The following is a 21,702-nucleotide window of genomic DNA, read 5'->3' on the forward strand; positions in this document are numbered from 1 at the left end:
TTGAAAGAGATGAGAAAATATATAAATAAAACCTTACTATTAACTGGCTTATCGGTACTGGTTTTTAGCTGTCGCAAATCAGAGACTTTCCCATTGGATAAAACCACCATAAACTATGTTTTTGATCCGCTTGACTCGGCAGGAGTAAATGCCAAGAGTTACATGGCAGGCGTGTATGCCGGTATTAAAAACGGGCATAACCGTGTTGGCGGCGATTACCTGGATGCGGCTTCTGATGATGCTGTGTCATCAAAAACAGGTAATGTGGCGGTAACGTTGCTGTCTACCGCTTCCTATAATTCACAAAGTTTTCCGGGTAACGAAAACTTTTGGGAAGAGCAGAATGGCGGCGGCGTATTAACCGGCTCATACACCGGTATACGTAAAGCAAATACGGTTATTACTAATATCCTGAAAGTGCCTATTAACGAAAAACCGTCGGGCATACCTATGAACAAGATCATGCAGTCGGAAGCTCGTTTTTTACGTGCATGGTATTATTTTGAATTATTAAAACGCTATGGCGGTGTGCCGATAGTGGGTGATAAAGTATTTACTATTGAGGATAACCTGGCATTACCACGCAATACCTTTGATGAATGCGTAAAATATATTGTTAGCGAGTGCGATGCCATTAAGGATAATTTGCTTTCGGCACCACTGCCGGCAGCTTACGCTACAGATAATTACAGGGCAACCAAAGGCGCGGCAATGGCGCTTAAAGCACGCGTGTTGTTATATGCTGCAAGCCCATTATTTAATGGCGGCAACATTGATGGAGCAAACCCATTAACAGGTTACACCAATGCTGATCCTAACCGTTGGGCATTAGCCGCGCAGGCTGCACAGGATGTAATGAACCTGGGCACTTACAGCCTGGTTGCTAACTTCAGGAATGTGTTTTTATCACAAATGAATACCGAAGTGATATTTATCCGCCCCGGCGGCCAAAATGCCAGTGTTGAAGGTAACAATGGCCCGGTAGGTTTCCAGGCTGGCGGATCGGGCAATACCAGCCCTACCCAGGAGTTGGTTGATGCCTTCCCGATGGAGAATGGCTTGCCGATAACTGATCCGGCATCAGGCTACAACATCAGCGATCCTTACGCTAACTTCACCTCGCCAAAGCGCGACCCGAGATTTAATTTCACTATACTTCATAACGGTTCGCAATGGTTAAACAGCGAGTTGCAAACTTATGAAGGCGGTATAAGCAAACCTAATCTTAATCAGCAACAAACCGTATCGGGTTTTTATATGCGCAAATTTATGGGCGCGTCAGAAAACTCATCTACCCTGGTAACTCACCCTACTGATTGGGTAGCTATACGTTTTGCCGAAATAAAACTGGCATTTGCCGAAGCCCGGAACGAAGTTGAAACCGCGCCGCAGGCTGATGTTTACAACCAGTTGTATGATATCCGCAAACGCGCCGGCATACTACCGGGAGCGCTGAACAACTACGGCTTAAAACCAAACATGACCCAAGCCGAAATGCGCGATGTTATACGCAACGAATGGCGTATTGAATTTGCTTTTGAAGAACACCGTTATTTTGACATACGCCGCTGGAAAATAGCCGAGGCCGTAATGAGCGCGCCGCATAAAGGTGTATCTATTGTTAAAATAGGATCGAACCTGGTTTACAACCCCATCACCTTGTTAACAACAACGTTTGCCAAAAAACAGTACCTGTACCCGATACCTTACAACGAGGTAGCGAAGAACACGCAAATGAAACAAAATCCGGGTTGGTAATCACATTATTTCAATTTTTTAAAAAAAGAGTTATGAGAAAAATAATACTTTTCTTTCTTGTTATCATCAATATGCTACCGGCTGTTTTGCATGCGCAAAGCAGGGTAATATCCGGTACGGTGCGCGATGCGGGAGGTGTTTTACCCGGAGCTTCGGTTGTAGAAAAGGGCATGAACGAAAATGGTACGGTTACCGATGCTAACGGTAAGTTTACCCTTACTTTAAGAGGAAGCTCAAACACCGTGGTGGCCAACTTTATTGGTTACACCCCACGCGAAGTAACCATTGGCACCCGCACAACGGGTATTGATATAACCCTGATATCAAACAACCAGGGCCTGGATGAAGTAGTAGTAGTGGCCTACGGTAAAAGCAGCCGTATTACCAACACCGGCGCGGTGAGCACCGTATCGGCAGCGGACATACGTACAGTACCTACCGCTAACGTACAAAACGCCTTATCTGGTAGGATGCCGGGTTTCTTTTCGCAGCAAACCTCTGGTCAGCCGGGTAAAGATGCTTCTGACTTTTACATACGTGGTATAAGCTCATTAAACCCCGATGGTAATAAACCATTGATCATTGTTGATGATATTGAATACACCTATGATCAGTTACAGCAGATCAACGTAAACGAGATAGAAACCATATCGATATTAAAAGATGCATCGACTACAGCTATCTATGGTATTAAAGGCGCAAACGGCGTATTAGTGGTTACCACCCGTCGCGGTAAAAGCGGCAAGCCACAGGTAAACCTGCGTACAGAGGCCGGTTTGCAATCACCAACGCGTACACCTAAGTTTTTAAATTCGTATGATGCAGCGGTGCTGATTAACCAGGCACAAACCAACGATGGTTCTACCTTATCGTTCTCCCAAGCTGACCTAAATGCCTTTAAAAACGGAACCGACCCATACGGCCACCCTGATGTAAACTGGTACGAAGCTATTTTTGATAAGTTTACCTACCAGGCTAATACCAACCTTGACATATCAGGTGGTACAGACCAGTTAAGATACTTTATATCGGGCGGTGCTTTATCACAAAACGGTTTGGCTAAAACCTTTGCCGATCCGCGTGGTAAAACCAATACGCAGTATGATTTTCAGCGTTATAATTTCCGCTCGAATTTGGATCTGAAAGCTAATAAAACGCTTGATCTTCGTTTGGATATTACTACACGTTTTTCAAACATTAACTCGCCGCGTATATCTTCGGCAAGCGCTTTGTCTGAGGTTTATGATTTTTCGCGCATAACTCCGTTTACCGCACCATTTTTAAACCCGGATGGTAGTTATGCCTATGCAACGTCGCCATTTAATCCATCGCAATTGCCTACGTTAAATGCCCGTTTGGCTACTGGTGGCTATGATAACACCCGCCGTACAGATTACAATGTGCTTTTTAACGCCACACAACGCCTTGATGAGATAACCAATGGCCTATCAGTTACAGGCCGCGTAGCGTTTGCCAGTACCGAGCAGTTTACTAAAAGCGCCGGCAACTACGGGGCAATACCAACCTATCGTTATGATCCGGTTACCAAAACAACCATAAAAAATCCTAATGGCAGCTACGTGTTCCCGAGCATTTATTACGCCGGTAACATCAACATATATACCACCAATGTTAACGTGCAGTTGTTTGGTAACTATGACCGCACCTTCGGTAACAAACACCATGTTACCGGCTTGGTATTGGCCAGCCAATCGGCACAAACCTATAGCGCCAATGATAACCTGACTGCCGACCGTGTAGCTGTACCGGCAAAAGCAAGAGGCCTTTCATTACAGGCAGAATATGAGTACGCCGGTAAATATTTATTTAAGATAAACGGCGCCTACAACGGTACCGACCGCTTCGCTGCCAAAAACCGTTACGGCTGGTTCCCATCAGTATCTGCAGGTTATAACATTTCGAAAGAGGCATTCTTTAAAAAGGCCCTGCCAATGGTTGGCCTATTTAAAATCAGGGGTTCATTTGGTCTGGTTGGGTCTGATGCTGCACCGGGTAATAAATACATTTATACCCAAACCTATGATAGGGGTAACGGCTATAATTTCGGTACGTCGTCTTATGATATTGCTACTTATCGCGAGGGTTCATTATCAAACTTTGATGTGGTTTGGGAGAAGCAACGCGAAGCGGATATCGGTTTGGATATTAACATGCTGAAAGATAATGCGCTGTCTATGTCTGTGGATTATTTTTACAACGTTCGTTACGATCAGCTAATCGAGCCTAAAAATATCCCCTTAATACTGGGCGTTGGTTTGCCGGCGGTTAACGTAGGCCGTGTGCGCAACATGGGTTTCGATGGCCAGATAGGTTATCGCTTTAATGTGAACAAAGTACAAATGGGTACCAACTTTGTATTCTCATACGCCAAAAACAAAGTGCTGTTTAAAAGCGAAGCACAGCCGGCCTATCCGCATTTAGCCGAAACAGGCTGGCCTATCGATCAGCCATTTGGCTATCAGTTTGTGGGTTACTACACACCTGCCGACATAGCGGACATAAAAGCAAACGGCAACAAAAACGTCCCTGTTCCGGATAGTAATTACCCGGTACAGGCCGGCGACCTGAAATATAAAGACTTAAACGGCGACGGTATAATAAGCGTATTTGACAAAACAGCCATAGGTAACGCGCCATTGGCTACTACCAACCTTGGTTTAAACTTAACAGCGTCGTACAAAGGCTTCAATATTAGCGTATTGTTCCAGGGTTCGTTTAACTATAGCTACATTATTACTGGTACGGGTATCGAACCGTTCCAAAGCCAGTTTCAGCCCATACACCAGCAAGCCTGGACGCCGGCTAACGCCGCAACCGCTCAGTTCCCGCGTTTAACGCAGTTTGCTACTACGGTTAACAGCCCTAAGGCCTATCCGTCAAATTACTGGTTGGTTGATGCGCGCTACGTACGTTTAAAAACTGTTGACATGGGTTACCAGTTCCCGAGCCGCATGTTGCCGTTTAACCTGAACAACGCGCGTATTTATCTGAGCGCATACAACCTGTTCACCTGGAACAACTTTAACCGCTACCAGCAGGATCCCGAAGTTAAAACAAACACCGCCGGCGATGCCTACATTAACCAGCGCGTGGTTAACTTGGGTATACAGTTAGGTTTTTAATTAGCGGCTTAGGCAGCTATTTATATAAAGCATACATTAGCATTTCAAATTATACAACAGTATAGTTTGAAATGCTTTTTTATTCGCCAACGTTATGTTCGCTACATTATCAGACCTCTTTGCATACTTGTTTGGTATACAGGTTACCATCCCCATACAAACGTTTGGTTTTTTTGTGGCGCTGGCATTTTTGCTACCTTACTTCATATTTAAATCCGAGTTTAAGCGCAAGGAAGCCGAAGGTCTCATACACGCTTTTACAGAGGAAGAGGTAATTGGTTCACCCGCCTCAGTTTTAGAAATTGCTATAAACGCGTTGCTCGGTTTCCTGCTGGGCTTTAAGGTTATAGCAGCCATAATTAGCTACCGCAGTTTTGTAAGCGACCCGGTTGGCTTCTTGTTTTCGCTGCGCGGAAATTTAATTTTGGGAATACTGGGCGCCCTGGCCTTTGGCTATTGGATATACGCCGACAGGAAGAGAACTCAACTATCCCAACCGCGGGTTGTAAAAAAAATAATCCACCCTTACCAGTTAACCGGCTACCTGGTTTTTATACTGGGCTTTTGGGGATTTATAGGAGCCAAGCTGTTTGATATTATCGAACACTTCGAACTATTCATTTACAAGCCGATTGAAATGCTTTTTTCGTCAGGCGGCTTTACTTATTATGGGGGATTGATATTCGGCTCCATAACCTATCTGTACGTGCTCCACAAGCGCGGTATGAAGCTGGTACACCTGGCGGATATTGGCTCGCCGGGCATGATGCTGGCTTACGCGGTTGGCCGCATTGGCTGCCACCTCTCCGGCGACGGTGACTGGGGGATTGTAAATGCGCATCCAAAGCCCGGCTGGCTGCCACAGTGGATGTGGTCGTTCAAATTCCCGCATAATGTTATTGATGCCGGGGTGCCTATTCCGGGCTGCTTTACTGCACATTGCAACCAGTTGGCCTACGGCGTTTACCCAACCTCGTTTTACGAAGCCGCTATTTGTCTGATATTGTTTGGGCTGATGTGGGCGTTCCGCAAGCGGATAAAGGTTGCCGGGCTGATGTTCTACATATACCTCATTCTTAACGGTACCGAACGCATCCTGATAGAACAAATTCGCGTTACAGACCGCCACTATTTTTTAGGCCTCACCTTTACCCAGGCCGAGTTCATCTGCTTTTTCCTGATATTGGGCGGGTTCACAGGCATAGGCTATCTCATCACCACAAAAAAATTAAAACTACTATGAATAGATTTTTAAAAATAAGCTCGACGGCTTTACTGTTAATTGCAAGCGCGCTTAGTTCATTCGCGCAATTGCCTGATTGGGCGCTTGGCCCCTTTGTGAGGCCGGCGGGAGTGAACCCCATTATCAAACCCGACACTAACTCCGTTTTTTATGATCCCATGAAAAATAAAATGATCAAGTGGGAGGCTAACGACACTTTCAACCCCGCCGCCACTGTTAAAGATGGCAAGATCTACATCCTCTACCGCGCCGAAGACCGCTCAGGCATTGGCATTGGCGAACGCACATCGCGCATTGGCCTGGCCGAAAGTAAGGATGGCTTCACTGTTAAGCGCTCGCCTAAACCGGTTTTGTTCCCCGGCGATGATGCCCAGAAGGAATTTGACTGGACCGGCGGCTGCGAAGACCCACGGGTGGCCGTTACGCCCGAGGGCCTATACGTGATCATCTACACCTCGTGGAACCATAAAACTCCGCGCCTCTCGGTGGCTACTTCACGCAACCTGGTAAACTGGACAAAACATGGCCCGGCGTTCAGGCTGGCTTATGGGGGTAAATTTTTTGAGAAAGAGCCTACCAAATCAGCGTCCATCATTACCAGGATTGTGAATGGCAAACAGGTAATTGCCAAAATTAACGGCAAATACATGCTATACTGGGGCGAGCGCCACGTTTACGCTGCCACCTCTACCGATTTGATCAACTGGACGCCGCTGGTAAATCCCGACGGCACCCTGAAGCGCCTCTTCTCGCCACGTGCGGGTTACTTTGACAGCGACTTGACCGAATGCGGCCCACCGGCGGTAATGACCAATAAGGGCATTGTTTTGCTATACAACGGCAAAAGCGGCCGCAACAACGGCGACCCTGCTTACACCCCTAATGCCTACTGCGCAGGCCAGGCGCTGTTTAGCCTCAATGATCCCACCAAGCTCATAAGCCGCTTGGACAAACCATTTTTGATACCACAGGAAGACTTTGAGAAAAGCGGGCAGTACCCAGCCGGTACGGTTTTTATAGAAGGCCTGGTTTGGTTTAAGCAGCAATGGTTTTTATACTATGGCTGTGCCGACTCGAGGGTGGCCGTGGCCACTTATAAGCCTGCTGTTAAAAGGTAATTTTATGCCCTGAAAAAAGGGCGCAGTGTAGCGCCGTATGCGTAGCACGCTACACCGCTACACCTGGTGTAGCATGGCTACAGGCCTGATCATCAAAAGGTTTGATTTTTTTGGTGGCGAGGTTTTGTCAGTAAGATGCTACACCGTATAAATTACGGTGTTAGCCTATGGTTTTTGCCGGTGTTAGGCCGGTATATTTTGGTTGAAAAAAATATTTAAAGAAAATTTCTTTATTTTATAAAAATTGTTTGTATAATTGCAGCATGAAAACAACGCAAATACAATGCTTTATACCCCAACTGATTTATCGGAGAGGATGAGCTATGTATTGACTTGAAATAAAAAAATGATACAAAATCCTCTTAGATATTCTAAGGGGATTTTTTGTTTTAGGGACATTTTACAGGGTAGTATATCAATTGGTTCAGATTACTCCGTTTGGAACGGAGAGGTTCCCGGTTCGAGTCCGGGTTACCCTACTTTATTAATGGAAATATAGCTCAATTTGGTTAGAGCGGCACCCTTATACGGTGATGGTTGAAGGTTCAAGTCCTTCTATTTCTACACAGTTTAGCGGCTGATTTATAGGGAGAATTAGCAAACATGGTGTATGCGCCGGATTGAAGATCCGAAGATCCGGGATCGTTACCCGGGTTCTGCACCATTATACAAAAGGTTGGTTGCCCGAGTGGTCAAAGGGAGTCCTCTGCAAAAGGAATGCGCGCAAGTTCGAATCTTGTACCGACCTCAAAATTTCCTATGGTGCAATGGTAGCACGTCCGGTTTTGGTCCGGGAGATCGTGGTTCGAGTCCATGTAGGAAAACATGGTGTTTTTTAAAAGGCCGTGGTGGTTTTTTTGGTGATGATGTGCTGCCAGGGGCGGGTAGGGGGAGGTGTGTTTGTTAAAGAAATTTCTTTATTTTATTGAGGATGCTGGTTGTAATGTTGGCTATTCAATCGCATCGCTCCCGCAAGCGTCCTCGCTTGTAGTCCGCGTTTTGGTTTCGCTACTTTAATACTTTGTACTTAGCACGTGCCCACAAGCGGGGTGCTTGCGGTAGCAGAGACTGTCAATTGCTTTCGCAGGCGCCCGCCTATGACAGTGGTGTATTGGTTAGCTATTGTAGTTATAAGCCGTGATGATTGTTGCTTTTAATTCAACTACAACTTCCGTAACTTTAGCGGATATACCTAATTAACTTAATCAACATCACATGAATAAGTATAACAAAGGCGCACTCTGGCGCATGTGGGACCTTCAAATACAAACCATTTTAGATGATAGATATTTGTCGTTAAACTCTTATTACGAAAATCTTAAGCTTGAAAATATAGATAGATGGACGTATTTTGTTGAAAAAGTTGGTGGCCAAGCCAATGCGTTGTTATTTGATAGTAAACATTATTTTGCTGATAACTCGATTCCCAAAAAGGAACGATGCCTTAATTATGTCAGAACGACATTCGCTTTTTTAGAAACGTATAAACCTGAATTGAGCGTAATAGGATTAACTGATCATAATTATTTCGATGACGATCTTATAGATATCTTCTACGACTATTCAAAAGGTTCAGAATGTAAAGTTATTTGTGGTGTTGAAATAAATGTAAGCGGTATACACATGCTTGTATATTTTAACAGTCCGCCGTACAGTAAAGCCAATTTCTCGGCAGGAATTAAAACCTTTCTTTCAAAAATAGGAGTTGACGAACCGAAAAAATCTGGTGTATTAACGGTATGCAATAAATCTTGTCACGATGTGATCGACGAAATAAAAAAATCGAATGGTATTTACATTTTTCCTCATTGTAATTCAAGTAACGGGCTTTTTCAAGAGCGAGGAAAAACTGATAGAACCCATTTAGCCGAAATCTATAATTTTTCGCCTTATATCATACTTCAATCAAACAGTAAAGAGAGCATTGATAAAACAGCAAAATACATTGAGAGCAATACAACTTTAACGGCTAACGCAATATATACAACAGCGTCGGACGGCAGATGCTTGAAAGATTTCGGTAGCCCTGATCAAGATGGACATTACACATGGATAAAAGCAGATCCAACTTTTGACGGACTGAGGCAAATAATATTTGAGTCAAAATCCCGTGTCAGGATAGATAAGGAGTTGCCAGAGTTTAAGGACGATTATTTGGTGATTGATAAGGTTCGATTTATTGATAATTCTAATAATAACCTATTTTCAACTGATTATATTGAAGTAAATGATAAGTTAAACGGAATTATTGGGGGTAAATCATCAGGGAAGTCCATACTCCTGTATTACATTGCTAAAACAATTGACCGTGAACAGGTGGAACGTAAAATCAATGATTCAGGATTAGACTTGATTTACGATTTTGATAAAAAATCAGACTTCGATTTTGAAGTGGTTTGGAAAGACAATGCTGTTTATAACCTTACAAACAGCAGTCAAGATAAGTCAAGGCAAATCACATATGTGCCTCAAATGTTTATAAATTATTTGGCTGAAAAAGGTGGGCAAAATGAACTTAGAAAACTAATACAGGAAATCCTCGAGCAGATACCAGAATTTAAACTTTTATACGATTTGCATATTAAAGCGATTCAGGAAGATAAGATTACTTTAACTGGGGCTCTCCAAAAATACTACCAATCAGTTGAAAGTTTGGTACGAAACGCTGAGAATATTAAGGCCAAAGGAGATAAACAGGCAAGACAAGAAAATCTGCGGAAAAAGAATCAAGAAATTGAAAATCTTCGACAAACGGCGGGGTTTTCACCAAGTGACGAACAGTTTTACCAAACTTTACGGAGTGAACAGGCAATTTATACGACTAGGTTTACGAATTTACATGCGGTGAAAGATTTTTTTACCAATGAATACCTTCCGCACTTAAGATCATTGCAAGCTAGCTTGGGGCCCTCATTAAATAATATTCAGATAAATGGAGTTTCTAGATTTATGAGAAACGCCATTATGGTAAACTACATAGGTAAATATTTAGAAGCGGATACTTCTGATTTTAGGAATTTATTTGATAATTTGATAGAGAAGAGTGAAAGAACTGTGAGGAGAATTGAGCAAATGATTGTCGGAAATGAGAATAGATTGGAAAAATATCGGACAAGTTTAGCCCCTTATTTGGCTAAAATAAAGGATCAACAGAAGTTGGACGACTTGAATTCAGATATAGACGCTGAAAATTTTGTTATAAGAGAGATTGAAAAGTTGGAAGCGTCTAGAGATCTTTTAATCGAGGAAAAGGACCGTAACAAAAAAGAGTTTCTATCTGCTTACAGGAACATTTATAAGAACTATCAAGCAATTGCAGATACAGTAAATAGCAATTCGCAGTTTAGCGCAATTAGTGAAGATAAAGGAATTGTACTTTCAGCAGAGGTTGGATTTGATGAACAAAGATTTCACCCTTCGACAATTGGCTTTATAAATAGCCAAGGTTATTTAAGTACTAAGTTGGGGTCATACATTAGCTCAGAAAATCGATATCTTTTTAATCAAGAGAATCATTTAGTAAACGTTGAAGACTTCTTTGAAAAATTGCAAAATCATTCTATCTCTAACATACGTTTTAATCAAGGCGGCGATGTAGCTTCTATTTCTAAAAAACTTTTTGATGACTACTTTTTTATTAAGTATGAGATTTCTCAAAACTCTGAAAGCATTTTAAGAATGTCGCCTGGTAAGAAAGGAATGATTTTGTTGTTTTTAATTTTGCATCTGAGTAATGCCAAGTATCCAATCCTTATAGATCAGCCAGAGGACAATCTAGATAACCGTACTGTTTATCGAGAGCTAAAAGAATTTATAAAAGAGAAAAAGATTCTGAGGCAAATTATAATGGTTACTCACAATGCGAATTTAATTGTACCGACCGATGCAGAAAGCGTGATTGTGGCAAATCAAAAAGGTCAGGATAATAATAAAGACAATGTAAAGTTTCGATTTGAATACGCTAGTGGTTCGCTTGAAAATTCATTTCTTAACACCGGTGCAGATGGAGTACTAAATCAAATGGGCATAAAAGAACATGTATGTGACATTCTAGAAGGAGGTACTCAAGCGTTCTTAGAGCGTGAGCAAAAATATGATTTAAGTTATAGGTCATAAACTTACCCGGGCAAGCCCCTCCCCCGCGTTAAGGATTGAAATGGATACCGGCCTTCGCGCCTAAGGCCTGCAGGCGTATGAATGGAAAGCCTGACCCCGGCTTCTACCAGCCGGGGGAACGCCCGTATTTACCTGTTATTGATACTATTTGTTAAAGTATTGATATAAAACAGCATGCGTATAAACCAATAAGATGTTTATTTTTGGTTTATTATAAACCAGCACCCGCGGTTAACCTTACCTTAAATGAACCTGAAAAACGTTGAAACGCGTTCGGCTCCGTTTTACCGGATGGCTGTACGTAATGCTACAAGGCCGGCGAAAACTAAAGTGGCGTGTTGTAAATTATTGTCTTTTTTATGGGTTATGCTATTGCCTGCATGGGCAAAGGCGCAATCTGCCGAAGGCATAAACCAACCGGTAAGCGCCTTAGCGGCCTATCAAAAAGCTTTCCCTACCGAAAAAGTTTACCTGCAACTGGATAAGCCCGGCTACGCCATAGGCGATACTATTTGGTTTAAAGGCTATGTGTTTAATGCCGCGTTTTTAACGCCTAGTTTGCAAAGCGGATTGCTATATCTGCAGTTTAACGATCAAAGCAATAAAACGGTTAAAACCGTTCGGGTGCCGGTAAGTTTCGGGCTGGCTTCGGGCTATGTGGCTATTAGCGATGCCGATTTTAAGGACGGCAATTACACGCTGCGATCATACACCAACTGGATGCGCAATTTTGGTAACGATGGGGTATTTACAAAGCAAATAATGATAAGCCAGAACAACGCCGCGTCCTGGTTGATCGCTTCTTCGGCCAAGCTGGTGAAGAATGCTGCCGGGCAATTACAGGTGCAGGCGCAATTGGGGCTGAGCACCACGGAGGGCCGCGCGCTTGGACTGCGCGAAGTGGAGCTGACCACCATGGCGGGCAAACGTATAATTAGTAAAAATGCGCTGCAAACCGGCTTAAAGGGCGACCTTAACCTGAACATCGCGCTGCCTGATAAAGCCGATGCCGGTGATCTGCAACTCATCATCCGCGATTTGCGGAAGGGCGAAAAGCCGCAGCAATTCAGCATCCCGCTGGATATACAAAATCTGGCAGGTGCCGACCTCCAGTTTATGCCCGAGGGGGGCAACCTGGTAGCGGGGCTGCCCGGCAAAGTGGCATTTAAAGCTATAGCAAGCAATGGCAAAGGCATAGCAGTAAGCGGCAGCATAGTTAACAAAGCCGGGCAGGAAGTAGCAACATTTCAATCGGCCTACAAGGGTATGGGGACTATCCACCTGCAGCCGCAAGCCGGTGAACAATATGCCGCCCGTATAAAACTGGCTGATGGTACAACTAAAACATTTGGCCTGCCGGCTGTAAAAGCCAGCGGAACGGTATTAGGCGTTTTGCCTAATTATGGTAAGGATTCATTGATTGTAAACCTTAGGGCCACGCCCGATATGTTTGGCGGCAGATTTTACCTTATAGGCCAGGTAGCGGGTGTAGTATGTTATGCTGCCGAAACCAATTTTAGTAAGCCCGAAATAAGGGTGCAGATTGCCAAAACTAAATTCCCCGAAGGGATAGTACGGTTTACCCTGCTAAACCAAAGCCAACAGCCGCTTAATGAGCGGGTGGTATATAATGACAAGCAGGACAGGCTCAACATTACCATAAAAAACCTGCGCGGCAACTATGCCTCGCGAGACAGCATAGCTTTGCAATTAGAAGTATGCGACGCGGACGGCAAGCCCGTACAGGGCAGTTTCGCGATGGCGGTAATCGACAACGGGCAGGTAACAGCCGATACCACAAGCAACATCATCAGCAATGTATTGCTGGCTGCCGACCTGAAAGGCTACTTAGAGACGCCGGGTTATTACCTGCAACCCAAACCCGAAAACCGGCAGGCGCTTGATAATTTGTTGCTAACGCAGGGCTGGGTTGGTTACAACTGGGCCGATGTGTTTAAAAAGCCCGCAACGCTTCCGTTTGAGGCCGAAGCCGATATCGCGGTAAAAGGCAGGGTGAATAATATACTGCACAAACCGGTGGCGGCAACGCAGGTTAAAATTATGTCGGGCAACCCTTTGCTGGTAGCCGATACTTTAACAAACGCCGATGGTATATTTAAGTTTACCAGCTTGCCGCAGGCAGATACGGTAGCCTACGTACTGCAGGCCCTGAACAAAAAAGGTAAGGATTTTAATGTAGGGATAGCGATGAATGAGTTTAAACCGGTGGAGTTTCCTGCCATGGCCGGTTTCCCTCGCCCATGGTATAGTAACAACAGCGATACCAGTTTGCTAAACCAGTTAAAAAACACGCGTAAACGCGATGCGGCCATAGCCAACCTGCCCGGTAACCAGCTTAAAGAGGTGAGGATAAACGATAAAAAAACAGTCAGGGGCGCGATTGAAATATCAGGATATATTGAAACGGTAATTGACGAAAAGGAAGTGCTGGCCGCACGTAAAATGAACTTATTTGATCTGTTAACTCAAAGAGTAAAAGGCTTTCATCCGGGCGGATTTTTTATCAAGGGAGTATTTTTTCCTGCTTTGATGGTCAGAACCGAGCGGATTGTGAACTTATGGTTTGATGGAGAACCATTGAAGATTGAGGGTACTAATAAATACAGCGGGGTAAATGCCCGTGTGAATTTACTTCAGGAATATAAGGCAGAGGATATAGTTGGGATACAGGTTTATCATTATCATGAAGGCTACACGGTAAATATTACGACCAGGTCGGGCGATGGGCCTTTAAAGAAAATGATGCCGGGGTATTATTTGTTTAAACCGCTCCCCATCACCTGGCCCAGGGAATTTTATCGCCCGCGCTATACGGCTAACACCATCGCGCCCATACCCGATACCCGGGCCACCATCCATTGGGAACCATTTATAGTAACCGGCGAGGATGGCAAAGCCACCGTATCATTTTACGCGGCCGATGCTAAAGCAACTTATACCGTAATTACCGAAGGAGCGGATATGAACGGCAAACTGGGCACATCATCAACAAAAATTGAAGTAAAATGAGATGTAGCATAAAGTTTTGCATAATTGTATGCCAGCTTAGCCTGGCATACCTGCCTGTATTTTCGCAGGTGGCGGCCATGGTAACTCAATTGAACACCTACCGCCAAAGCCTCCCGATAGAAAAACTTTACCTGCAAACCGATAAGCCTTATTACAACAACGGCGATACCCTGCATTTTAAAGCGTATGTTTTAAATGCCGATTTCTTTACGCCATCGGCCCGTAGCGGTTTATTGTATGTGGAGTTTGATGATTTGCATGGCCGGTCGATAAAACGGATCATGGTGCCGGTTTATGCCGGGCTTGCCATGGGCGATGTGCCTGTTAATGCCGATGATATTCCCGAAGGCAGCTACACCCTGCGCGCCTACACCAACTGGATGCGCAACTTTGGTGATAGTTATGTGTTTAAAAAGAATATTTATGTATCGGCCATTAGCAATGCCACCCTGGTGAATGCCGCCTTTAAGGTGGATAGTGTTAAGGGTAAAACCAGGGTGCAGGGCAAAATAAAACTAACCGACATGGCCGGCACCAACCTGGGCCTGCGGGATATGCAATATCAGGTTACCGATGGACGGCGAAATTTGCTGCGCGATAAAGCTACAACGGGTATTGATGGTGCCTTAACGATAGATTTTGATCTGAAAGATAAAACCCTGCTGGATAACCTGGTTATCCGGCTGTTGCAGGCCGGCAAAAATGCGGATACCACTAAAATAATGGTCCCGGTAAGTATAAACCGGTCCGGCAACATCGATCTGCAGTTTATGCCCGAGGGCGGCAGCCTTGTAGCCGGTATAACTACCAAACTGGGTTTTAAAGCTATTGGCGAAGACGGCAAAGCGGTTAATATTAACGGCCGGATATACGACAGTAAAAACCAACTCATAACTACCTTTAAAACCTTGCACAAAGGCATGGGCAGTATGGAACTTAGCCCCATAACTGGCGAGGTGTACCAGGCCAGGGTACTGCTGCCAGATGGTAACATTAAAACTTATGCATTGCCCGCCGTTAACCCCGTGGGTACAAGCTTAAAAATAACGCGTAAAGGGGCCGACTCGCTTACCATCACCATTAGCTTAACTAATAATTTACCGTCGGGCAGTATACCGGCAACATACAATTTGCTGAGCCAAAGCCGTGGGCTGGTATGTTATGCGCAAAGTGTTGCGTTAACTAACGGCAAATCGGTAAGCCAAACTATTGCTACCTCTTTATTTCCTAGCGGGATAAGCAGGTTTACCTTGTTAAATGAAAGTAATCAGCCCTTAAACGAGCGGCAGGTATTTATTGATCATCATGATAATCTGAACGTTAGAATGCTGGCTGATAAACCCCACTATGGCATTCGCGACAGCATAGCTTTAACGTTGGAAGTAAAGGACAAAGACGGCAGGCCCTTGCAAGGTAGTTTTTCGGTGGCGGTTACTGATGATGAGCAGGTGAGTGCCGATAGCCTGGGCACCAATATTTTGAACAGCTTGCTTTTTACGTCAGATTTAAAAGGCGACGTTGACGCCCCCGGCTACTACTTCGCGGCGGCGGGCAGGGAAACCGAACTGGATAACCTACTGCTAACACAAGGATGGACGGGTTATGACCTGGAAAAGGTATTCGCCGAAAAGCCTGCGGCTCCCCGCTTTGTAGCCGAGCCTGAATTTGTTGTACAGGGTAAAATAACCAACGCGTTTGGTAAACCGGTAGAGAAATCGCAGATAGTGCTATTCTCGCAGAAACCTAAAATGATGTGGGATACACTCACAAACAAACAAGGCATATTTACCTTTAAAGGATTGATGCCTGTTGATACGGCGATGTTCAAAATAACTTCGCATAATAAAAAAGGTAAACACAGTAATATCAATATCGCTATGCTTAACGAATTCAGGCCTCCGGTTTTTATGGAGAAAAGCCCGCTTTCGCCCTGGTATGTTAATACTGATACATTACTGTTAAACAATAGCAACATCAAACAGCAACAAAAAAATGCTGAAGCTAACTTCAAAGGCGAGGGCAACCGGCTCAGGGAAGTGACCATCAAAGCCAAAAAAGTAATAAAAAAATCAAAACATTTGGTTGAACCGGCGCCTACCGACCAGGTTATTGATGAAAAGGAACTGGAGAAACTGGATAAAATGACAATAATTGATATTATGGTTGCTAAAGTGAAAAACTTTAGAGTAGCCGGTTATGCAGCTGCCAGCCTGAACGCACGGCCTAAATTTTGTTGTTTTGTGTTAGAGAACAGGCCTGTAAAGTTTGTAATAGATGGGGTGCCGTTTGATGACCTTGGAAATGACACCATGACCTGTACATTTCCTAAAGATATGTTGCACTTATTTAGAGCCGAAGATATTATTGGTATGGAGATAATGACCAGTGTTGAAACTGCCGGGCGATATTCTCAATACTTTTATACTAAACCGGGCTTGCCGCCCTTGTACACCTATGTAGAAATAACTACCCGCGGCGGTATTGGGCCCTTTGTAAGGCAAACACCCGGCACGTATTTATATAAACCCATGCCCTTTAGCATGCCTACCCAGTTTTACAGCCCCAAATACACCGTAAAAAATAAAGGTATTGGCGTGGGTGCCGATCTGCGGTCGACGATATATTGGGCTCCGCATGTTGTAACCGATGCCACCGGCAAGGCCGCCTTTGGTTTTTACAGTGCCGATAAAAGGGCTAACTATACGGTTATCGTTGAAGGAACAGATTTGAATGGTAACCTGGGTTATACCTGGCAAAAAATAATTGTCAGGTAAGGGATCTTGCCAAATTCGGTTAACTTTGATATAAGAGCCATGTTGGTGTGTAAGTAATTGAATAGTAGGATGAAACCTGAGTCGCTGATACCCATATTATACTCGGCCGATGTGCGCCGTAGTATTACGTATTACAAAGATGTATTGGGTTTTCCCGACCATTGGGAATGGGAAGATCCACCCACCTTTGGCGGTGTTGACTGGGGTGATGTGCGCGTGTTTTTTTGCGAACAAGGCCAGGGCCATCCCGGTACCTGGATATGTATCAACGTGGAGAATGTAGATGAATACTACGAATTTATTAAAAACCGCGGCGCGGACATACTAAGCCTGCCCGAAGACAAACCCTGGTTTATGCGCGAAATGCTGGTACGCGATCCCGACGGCCACATCATCCGCTTTGGGCATGGTATTGATTGCGATTAGTTTTTGTGTAAGAAATGTTTTACCACTATTTTAAGGGCATGAAAAACATTGCCGCATTGTTCATTATCGTGCTTTTCGCGTTAGCGGCCTGCAACAATCCATCAAACAAAACATCAACCCAAATGACTACCGATACCCTTACCGCAAAATCCGGCTACGCCAATGTTAACGGCCTTAAAATGTATTACGAAATTTATGGCGAAGGCATGCCGCTGGTATTGATACATGGCGGCGGTTCAACTATCGAAACTACGTTTGGCCGGATTATCCCCTTGCTGGCCAAACGCCACCGCGTTATAGCGGTTGAGTTACAGGCGCATGGCCGTACTAATGACCGTGGACACGACAGCAGTTTTGAACAAGATGCGGATGATGTTTTCGCACTGCTAAAAGAATTGAAGATAGATAAGGCCGATCTGTTTGGTTTCAGCAATGGCGGCACCACGGCTTTGCAGGTGGCCATAAGGCACCCTGAAGTGGTGAACAAAATTATAGCCGCGTCTGCCTTGATGAAGCGCGATGGTGTGCCTGCCGGATTCTGGGATTTTATGCAGCATGCCAGCCTGCAAAACATGCCGCCGCAACTACAGGAAGCCTACAAAAAAGTAGCCCCCGATAGCGCCGGTTTACAAATAATGCACGATCGTGATGCCAAACGCATGGTTGATTTTAAAGATGTGCCCGACGAGGTGATCAAAGGCATTAAAGCCCCGGTGCTGATCATCAACGGTGATAAAGATGTAATTACCAACGAGCATGCTTTGGCCCTGAGCCGCTTGCTACCCAACGCGCAGCTGGCCATTTTGCCCGGCACGCATGGCCAATATATAGGCGAAATCACCACCCTTGGCACCGGCTACAAAAACAGCGACGCGGCCATAGCGCTGATAGAGAATTTCCTGGGCGAATAAGTTCATACAAACGTAACACGTTGCGCATTCGCCAATTTTTTTGCAGTTTTAAATTTGTAACCGGTTTATCAATTTCAACCTGCTTTTAATGGAAAATACACGCCGCGAGTTTATAAAAAAGGCTACCCTGCTAACCGGTGCCGCCGGACTATTTACCGTACTGCCCGAATCAATACAAAAAGCCCTGGCTATTGATGCCCCCGCCGGTTCAACCTTTATGGATGCCGAGCACGTGGTGTTTTTGATGCAGGAAAACCGGTCGTTTGACCATTGTTATGGCACCTTGCAAGGCGTGCGCGGTTTTGACGATCCGCGGGCTATGGATTTGCCAAACGGTAACAAAGTATGGGCGCAAACAAACGCCGCCGGCGAAACGTATGTGCCGCACAACCTCGACATCAAAAATTCAAAAGCTACCTGGATGCAGTCGCTGCCCCACTCGTGGGAGAACCAGGTGGATGCCCGCAATGGCGGCAAAATGGATAAATGGCTGGATAGCAAACGGTCGGGCAATAAAAACTACGCTAATATGCCCTTAACGCTGGGCTATTACGACCGGAAAGATATCCCGTTTTATTATGCCCTGGCGGATGCTTTTACGGTATGCGATCAGCACTTTTGTTCATCGTTGACAGGTACCAGCCCTAACCGATCCTACTTTTGGGCGGGTACTATAAGGCAGGAGCAGAATGAAAATTCGCCCGCGCTGGTATGGAACGAGGAGTTTGATTACAAGGATCTGGACATGATCGCCTTCCCCGAACGCCTGGAGCAACTGGGCATTAGCTGGCGAATATACCAGAATGAGCTGAGCGTAGGCATTGGTCTGGAGGGAGAGAAGGACGACTGGCTGGGCAACTTTACCGATAATAACATCGAGTTTCATAAACGCTTTAATGTGCGCCTGCACAAAGCGCACCTTGACTACCTGGCCAAAGCCGAACCCCAATTAGAGAAAGAACTGGCCGATGCGAAGCTAATGATGCAAACGCCCGAGCAAACCAAAGCCACCAAAGAGAAAGCGGCTAAACTGGAAAAAATAAAAGCCGAACGCGCCATCTGGACGCAGGAACGTTTTGACAAACTAAGCGAATTTGAAAAAAACCTGCACCGCAAAGCTTTTACCACCAACGTGAATGATCCGCATTACCACGAGCTGGAAACGATTACTTATGATGATAACGGCACACAGCGCGAAATGAAGGTGCCTAAGGGAGATATTTTACACCAGTTTAGGCATGATGTAAATAACGGCAAGCTGCCAACGGTATCATGGCTGGCGGCACCGTCAAACTTTTCAGATCATCCCGGTTCGCCGTGGTATGGGGCCTGGTATGTGTCGGAGGTGATGGATATATTAACCAAAAACCCGGAGGTTTGGAAGAAAACCATCTTTATACTCACCTACGACGAGAATGATGGCTATTTTGATCACGTAGCACCATTTGTGCCGCCACACACCGCCAAAGCCGAAACAGGTAAAACATCAACAGGTATAGATACCGCGGTTGAACACGTAAGCATGGCACAGGAAGAAAAACGTGGCTGGTCCGCCAAATGGCGCCGCGAAAGCCCGATAGGTTTAGGTTTCCGCGTACCCATGGTAGTAGCTTCGCCTTGGACGCGGGGCGGATGGGTAAACTCGCAGGTGTTTGATCATACCTCGTGCCTACAGTTTTTGGAAAAATTTTTAAGTAAAAAATCAGGCAAAGCTGTTAAGGAAACTAACATCAGCGACTGGCGCCGCACGGTTTGCGGAGATCTGACATCCATCTTCCGCCCTTATAACGGCGAGAAGATAAATTATCCCGCTTCGCTTAACCGTAATGAATCGGTGATCGGTATTCAGCGGGCGCGATATAAAGATCTGCCCTCAAATTTTAAAGCCTTAACGGCCGACGAGGTGAAACTATTTAACCATCGTCCTTCATCATACGCAAAATTCCCCGAGCAAGAGAAAGGCAGCAGGCAATCATGCGCCTTGCCCTATCAGTTGCATGCGGATGGGCACCTTAATGCTGCTAAAGATAAAATAGTGATAAGCATGAGCCCAGGCACGGGCGTTGGCGCACCGTTTACAGTTTGCGCGCCGGGTACTTATGGCGGATCGCAGATGCGTATCTGGGATTTTGCGGTAAAAGCCAATGATAAAATAACTTATGAATGGCCGTTAAGCGCTTTTGAAAATGCGCGCTATCATTTGCGACTGAATGGTCCGAATGGATTTTTGAGGGATATTGCCGGAGATAAGAATGATCCCGCGTTGCAGGTAACGCTCAATTATAAGCCGAGTGGCGATTTGGAGATACGTTTTAGCAACGCAGGCAAAAAGCAGCTTACTGTTAGCGTGGCTGATAAATCCTATCAACAAAGAACACAAACTGTAACCCTAGGCCCAGGTGTCAAAGCGATAAAGCTCATCAGCCTTAAAACCAGTTATAATTGGTATGATCTGGAATTGAGGGTCAATGGTTTTACCAATTTCGCTCACCGCTACGCGGGAAGGGTAGAAACAGGTAAGCCTGGCTTTACTGATCCGTTGATAGGGGCGTAAACACCTTATTCACCCACCATGTCATCTCGACCAACGGGAGAACTATTCTCTTGAGCGTAGCGAAAAAATCTATACACTCGCTAAGTACTATGCTACCTGTCCGTGTATAGATCTCTCGCTATCGCTCGAGATGACATTTCTGTTTAGTACTTGCTTTCTACAACAAATAGCGTTAACTTGTATCATATTACATGATCTACGCCCTAAAAACATACCACTCAAGGGTAAGCACACCCGCTTACAACGCGCCGTACCCGGCAGCGCCTGCGGTGGTTATTTGTTTTTCGTACACAAGGCTTGCCTACGCCTTCCTGCAAAGCTGTAAGGACTTCATCAAGTAAGCCCCGGCCAGGCTTTTTCCTGGTTTTGGGGCCGGTTTTAAAACGTTAGTTTTTTACTGTCTTGTAAGTTTCTGTGCTATCATGAAAAAATTCAGAGTACCATCTTCAATAGGCTTTTGCCTTACTTTTTTGTTTGTTTTAAATATTGGGGTGATTGTGGCCATGGTTATCACCCATGATCATTTGCTGGCGGCTTATGCTATTGGTCTTTCTGGCTACCAGTTTTATTTGCATCATAAGTTTGCGCCACGAACCAGTTTAATCATGCGCCGCTTACGCAAGCCGTAA

12 protein-coding genes and 4 tRNA genes are annotated in these 21,702 nt (G+C 45.0%); all 16 read left to right on the plus strand.

Translation table 11 applies throughout. The features are described 5' to 3' along the window. Positions 1–9 precede the first annotated feature (9 nt). The 16 genes from AC59JT_RS00230 (at position 10) to AC59JT_RS00305 (ending at position 21,702) form a co-directional block, all read left to right on the plus strand. Complete coding sequence (locus AC59JT_RS00230; protein WP_497394924.1) at positions 10–1,758, plus strand: RagB/SusD family nutrient uptake outer membrane protein; 1,749 nt, start codon at positions 10–12, stop codon at positions 1,756–1,758. Between the two features lie 32 nt (positions 1,759–1,790). Beyond that, positions 1,791–4,901, plus strand: a complete 3,111-nt coding sequence (locus AC59JT_RS00235) for a SusC/RagA family TonB-linked outer membrane protein (RefSeq protein WP_497394926.1) — start codon at positions 1,791–1,793, stop codon at positions 4,899–4,901. Between the two features lie 94 nt (positions 4,902–4,995). Further along, the gene (locus tag AC59JT_RS00240; RefSeq protein ID WP_497394928.1) at positions 4,996–6,144 is read left to right on the plus strand and encodes a prolipoprotein diacylglyceryl transferase; all 1,149 of its coding nucleotides are present in this window, start codon (positions 4,996–4,998) and stop codon (positions 6,142–6,144) included. Next, positions 6,141–7,262, plus strand: a complete 1,122-nt coding sequence (locus tag AC59JT_RS00245) for a beta-1,2-mannosidase (RefSeq protein WP_497394930.1) — start codon at positions 6,141–6,143, stop codon at positions 7,260–7,262. The genes AC59JT_RS00240 and AC59JT_RS00245 overlap by 4 nt, the downstream gene beginning before the upstream one ends. A gap of 404 nt (positions 7,263–7,666) precedes the next feature. Continuing rightward, positions 7,667–7,741 (plus strand) — tRNA-Pro (locus AC59JT_RS00250). 10 nt (positions 7,742–7,751) lie between these two features. Next, positions 7,752–7,826: transfer RNA gene (locus AC59JT_RS00255), tRNA-Ile, on the plus strand. 24 nt (positions 7,827–7,850) lie between these two features. After that, positions 7,851–7,926: transfer RNA gene (locus tag AC59JT_RS00260), tRNA-Phe, on the plus strand. A gap of 10 nt (positions 7,927–7,936) precedes the next feature. Further along, positions 7,937–8,010 (plus strand) — tRNA-Cys (locus AC59JT_RS00265). Between the two features lie 467 nt (positions 8,011–8,477). After that, positions 8,478–11,378, plus strand: coding sequence for a TrlF family AAA-like ATPase (locus AC59JT_RS00270; protein ID WP_497394932.1), 2,901 nt, complete (start codon positions 8,478–8,480; stop codon positions 11,376–11,378). Between the two features lie 246 nt (positions 11,379–11,624). Continuing rightward, on the plus strand, positions 11,625–14,408 hold the full coding sequence (locus tag AC59JT_RS00275; RefSeq protein ID WP_497394934.1) for a hypothetical protein: 2,784 nt from the start codon (positions 11,625–11,627) through the stop codon (positions 14,406–14,408). Beyond that, positions 14,405–17,182, plus strand: coding sequence for a hypothetical protein (locus AC59JT_RS00280; RefSeq protein WP_497394936.1), 2,778 nt, complete (start codon positions 14,405–14,407; stop codon positions 17,180–17,182). The genes AC59JT_RS00275 and AC59JT_RS00280 overlap by 4 nt, the downstream gene beginning before the upstream one ends. A gap of 69 nt (positions 17,183–17,251) precedes the next feature. Then, positions 17,252–17,608 carry a glyoxalase superfamily protein gene (locus AC59JT_RS00285; RefSeq protein WP_497394938.1) on the plus strand — a complete coding sequence of 119 codons (357 nt, stop codon included), beginning with the start codon at positions 17,252–17,254 and terminating at the stop codon, positions 17,606–17,608. A 38-nt stretch (positions 17,609–17,646) separates the two neighbouring features. Continuing rightward, positions 17,647–18,519: an alpha/beta fold hydrolase gene (locus AC59JT_RS00290; RefSeq protein WP_497394940.1), complete on the plus strand. Its 873-nt coding sequence runs from the start codon at positions 17,647–17,649 to the stop codon at positions 18,517–18,519. Between the two features lie 88 nt (positions 18,520–18,607). After that, positions 18,608–21,073, plus strand: a complete 2,466-nt coding sequence (locus tag AC59JT_RS00295; RefSeq protein WP_497394942.1) for a phosphocholine-specific phospholipase C — start codon at positions 18,608–18,610, stop codon at positions 21,071–21,073. Between the two features lie 191 nt (positions 21,074–21,264). After that, positions 21,265–21,414: a hypothetical protein gene (locus tag AC59JT_RS00300; RefSeq protein ID WP_497394944.1), complete on the plus strand. Its 150-nt coding sequence runs from the start codon at positions 21,265–21,267 to the stop codon at positions 21,412–21,414. An 81-nt stretch (positions 21,415–21,495) separates the two neighbouring features. Continuing rightward, positions 21,496–21,702 (plus strand): hypothetical protein, encoded by a 207-nt coding sequence (locus tag AC59JT_RS00305; protein ID WP_497394946.1) that lies wholly within the window; start codon positions 21,496–21,498, stop codon positions 21,700–21,702.

This window comes from Mucilaginibacter sp. A3364 (genome assembly GCF_059690715.1).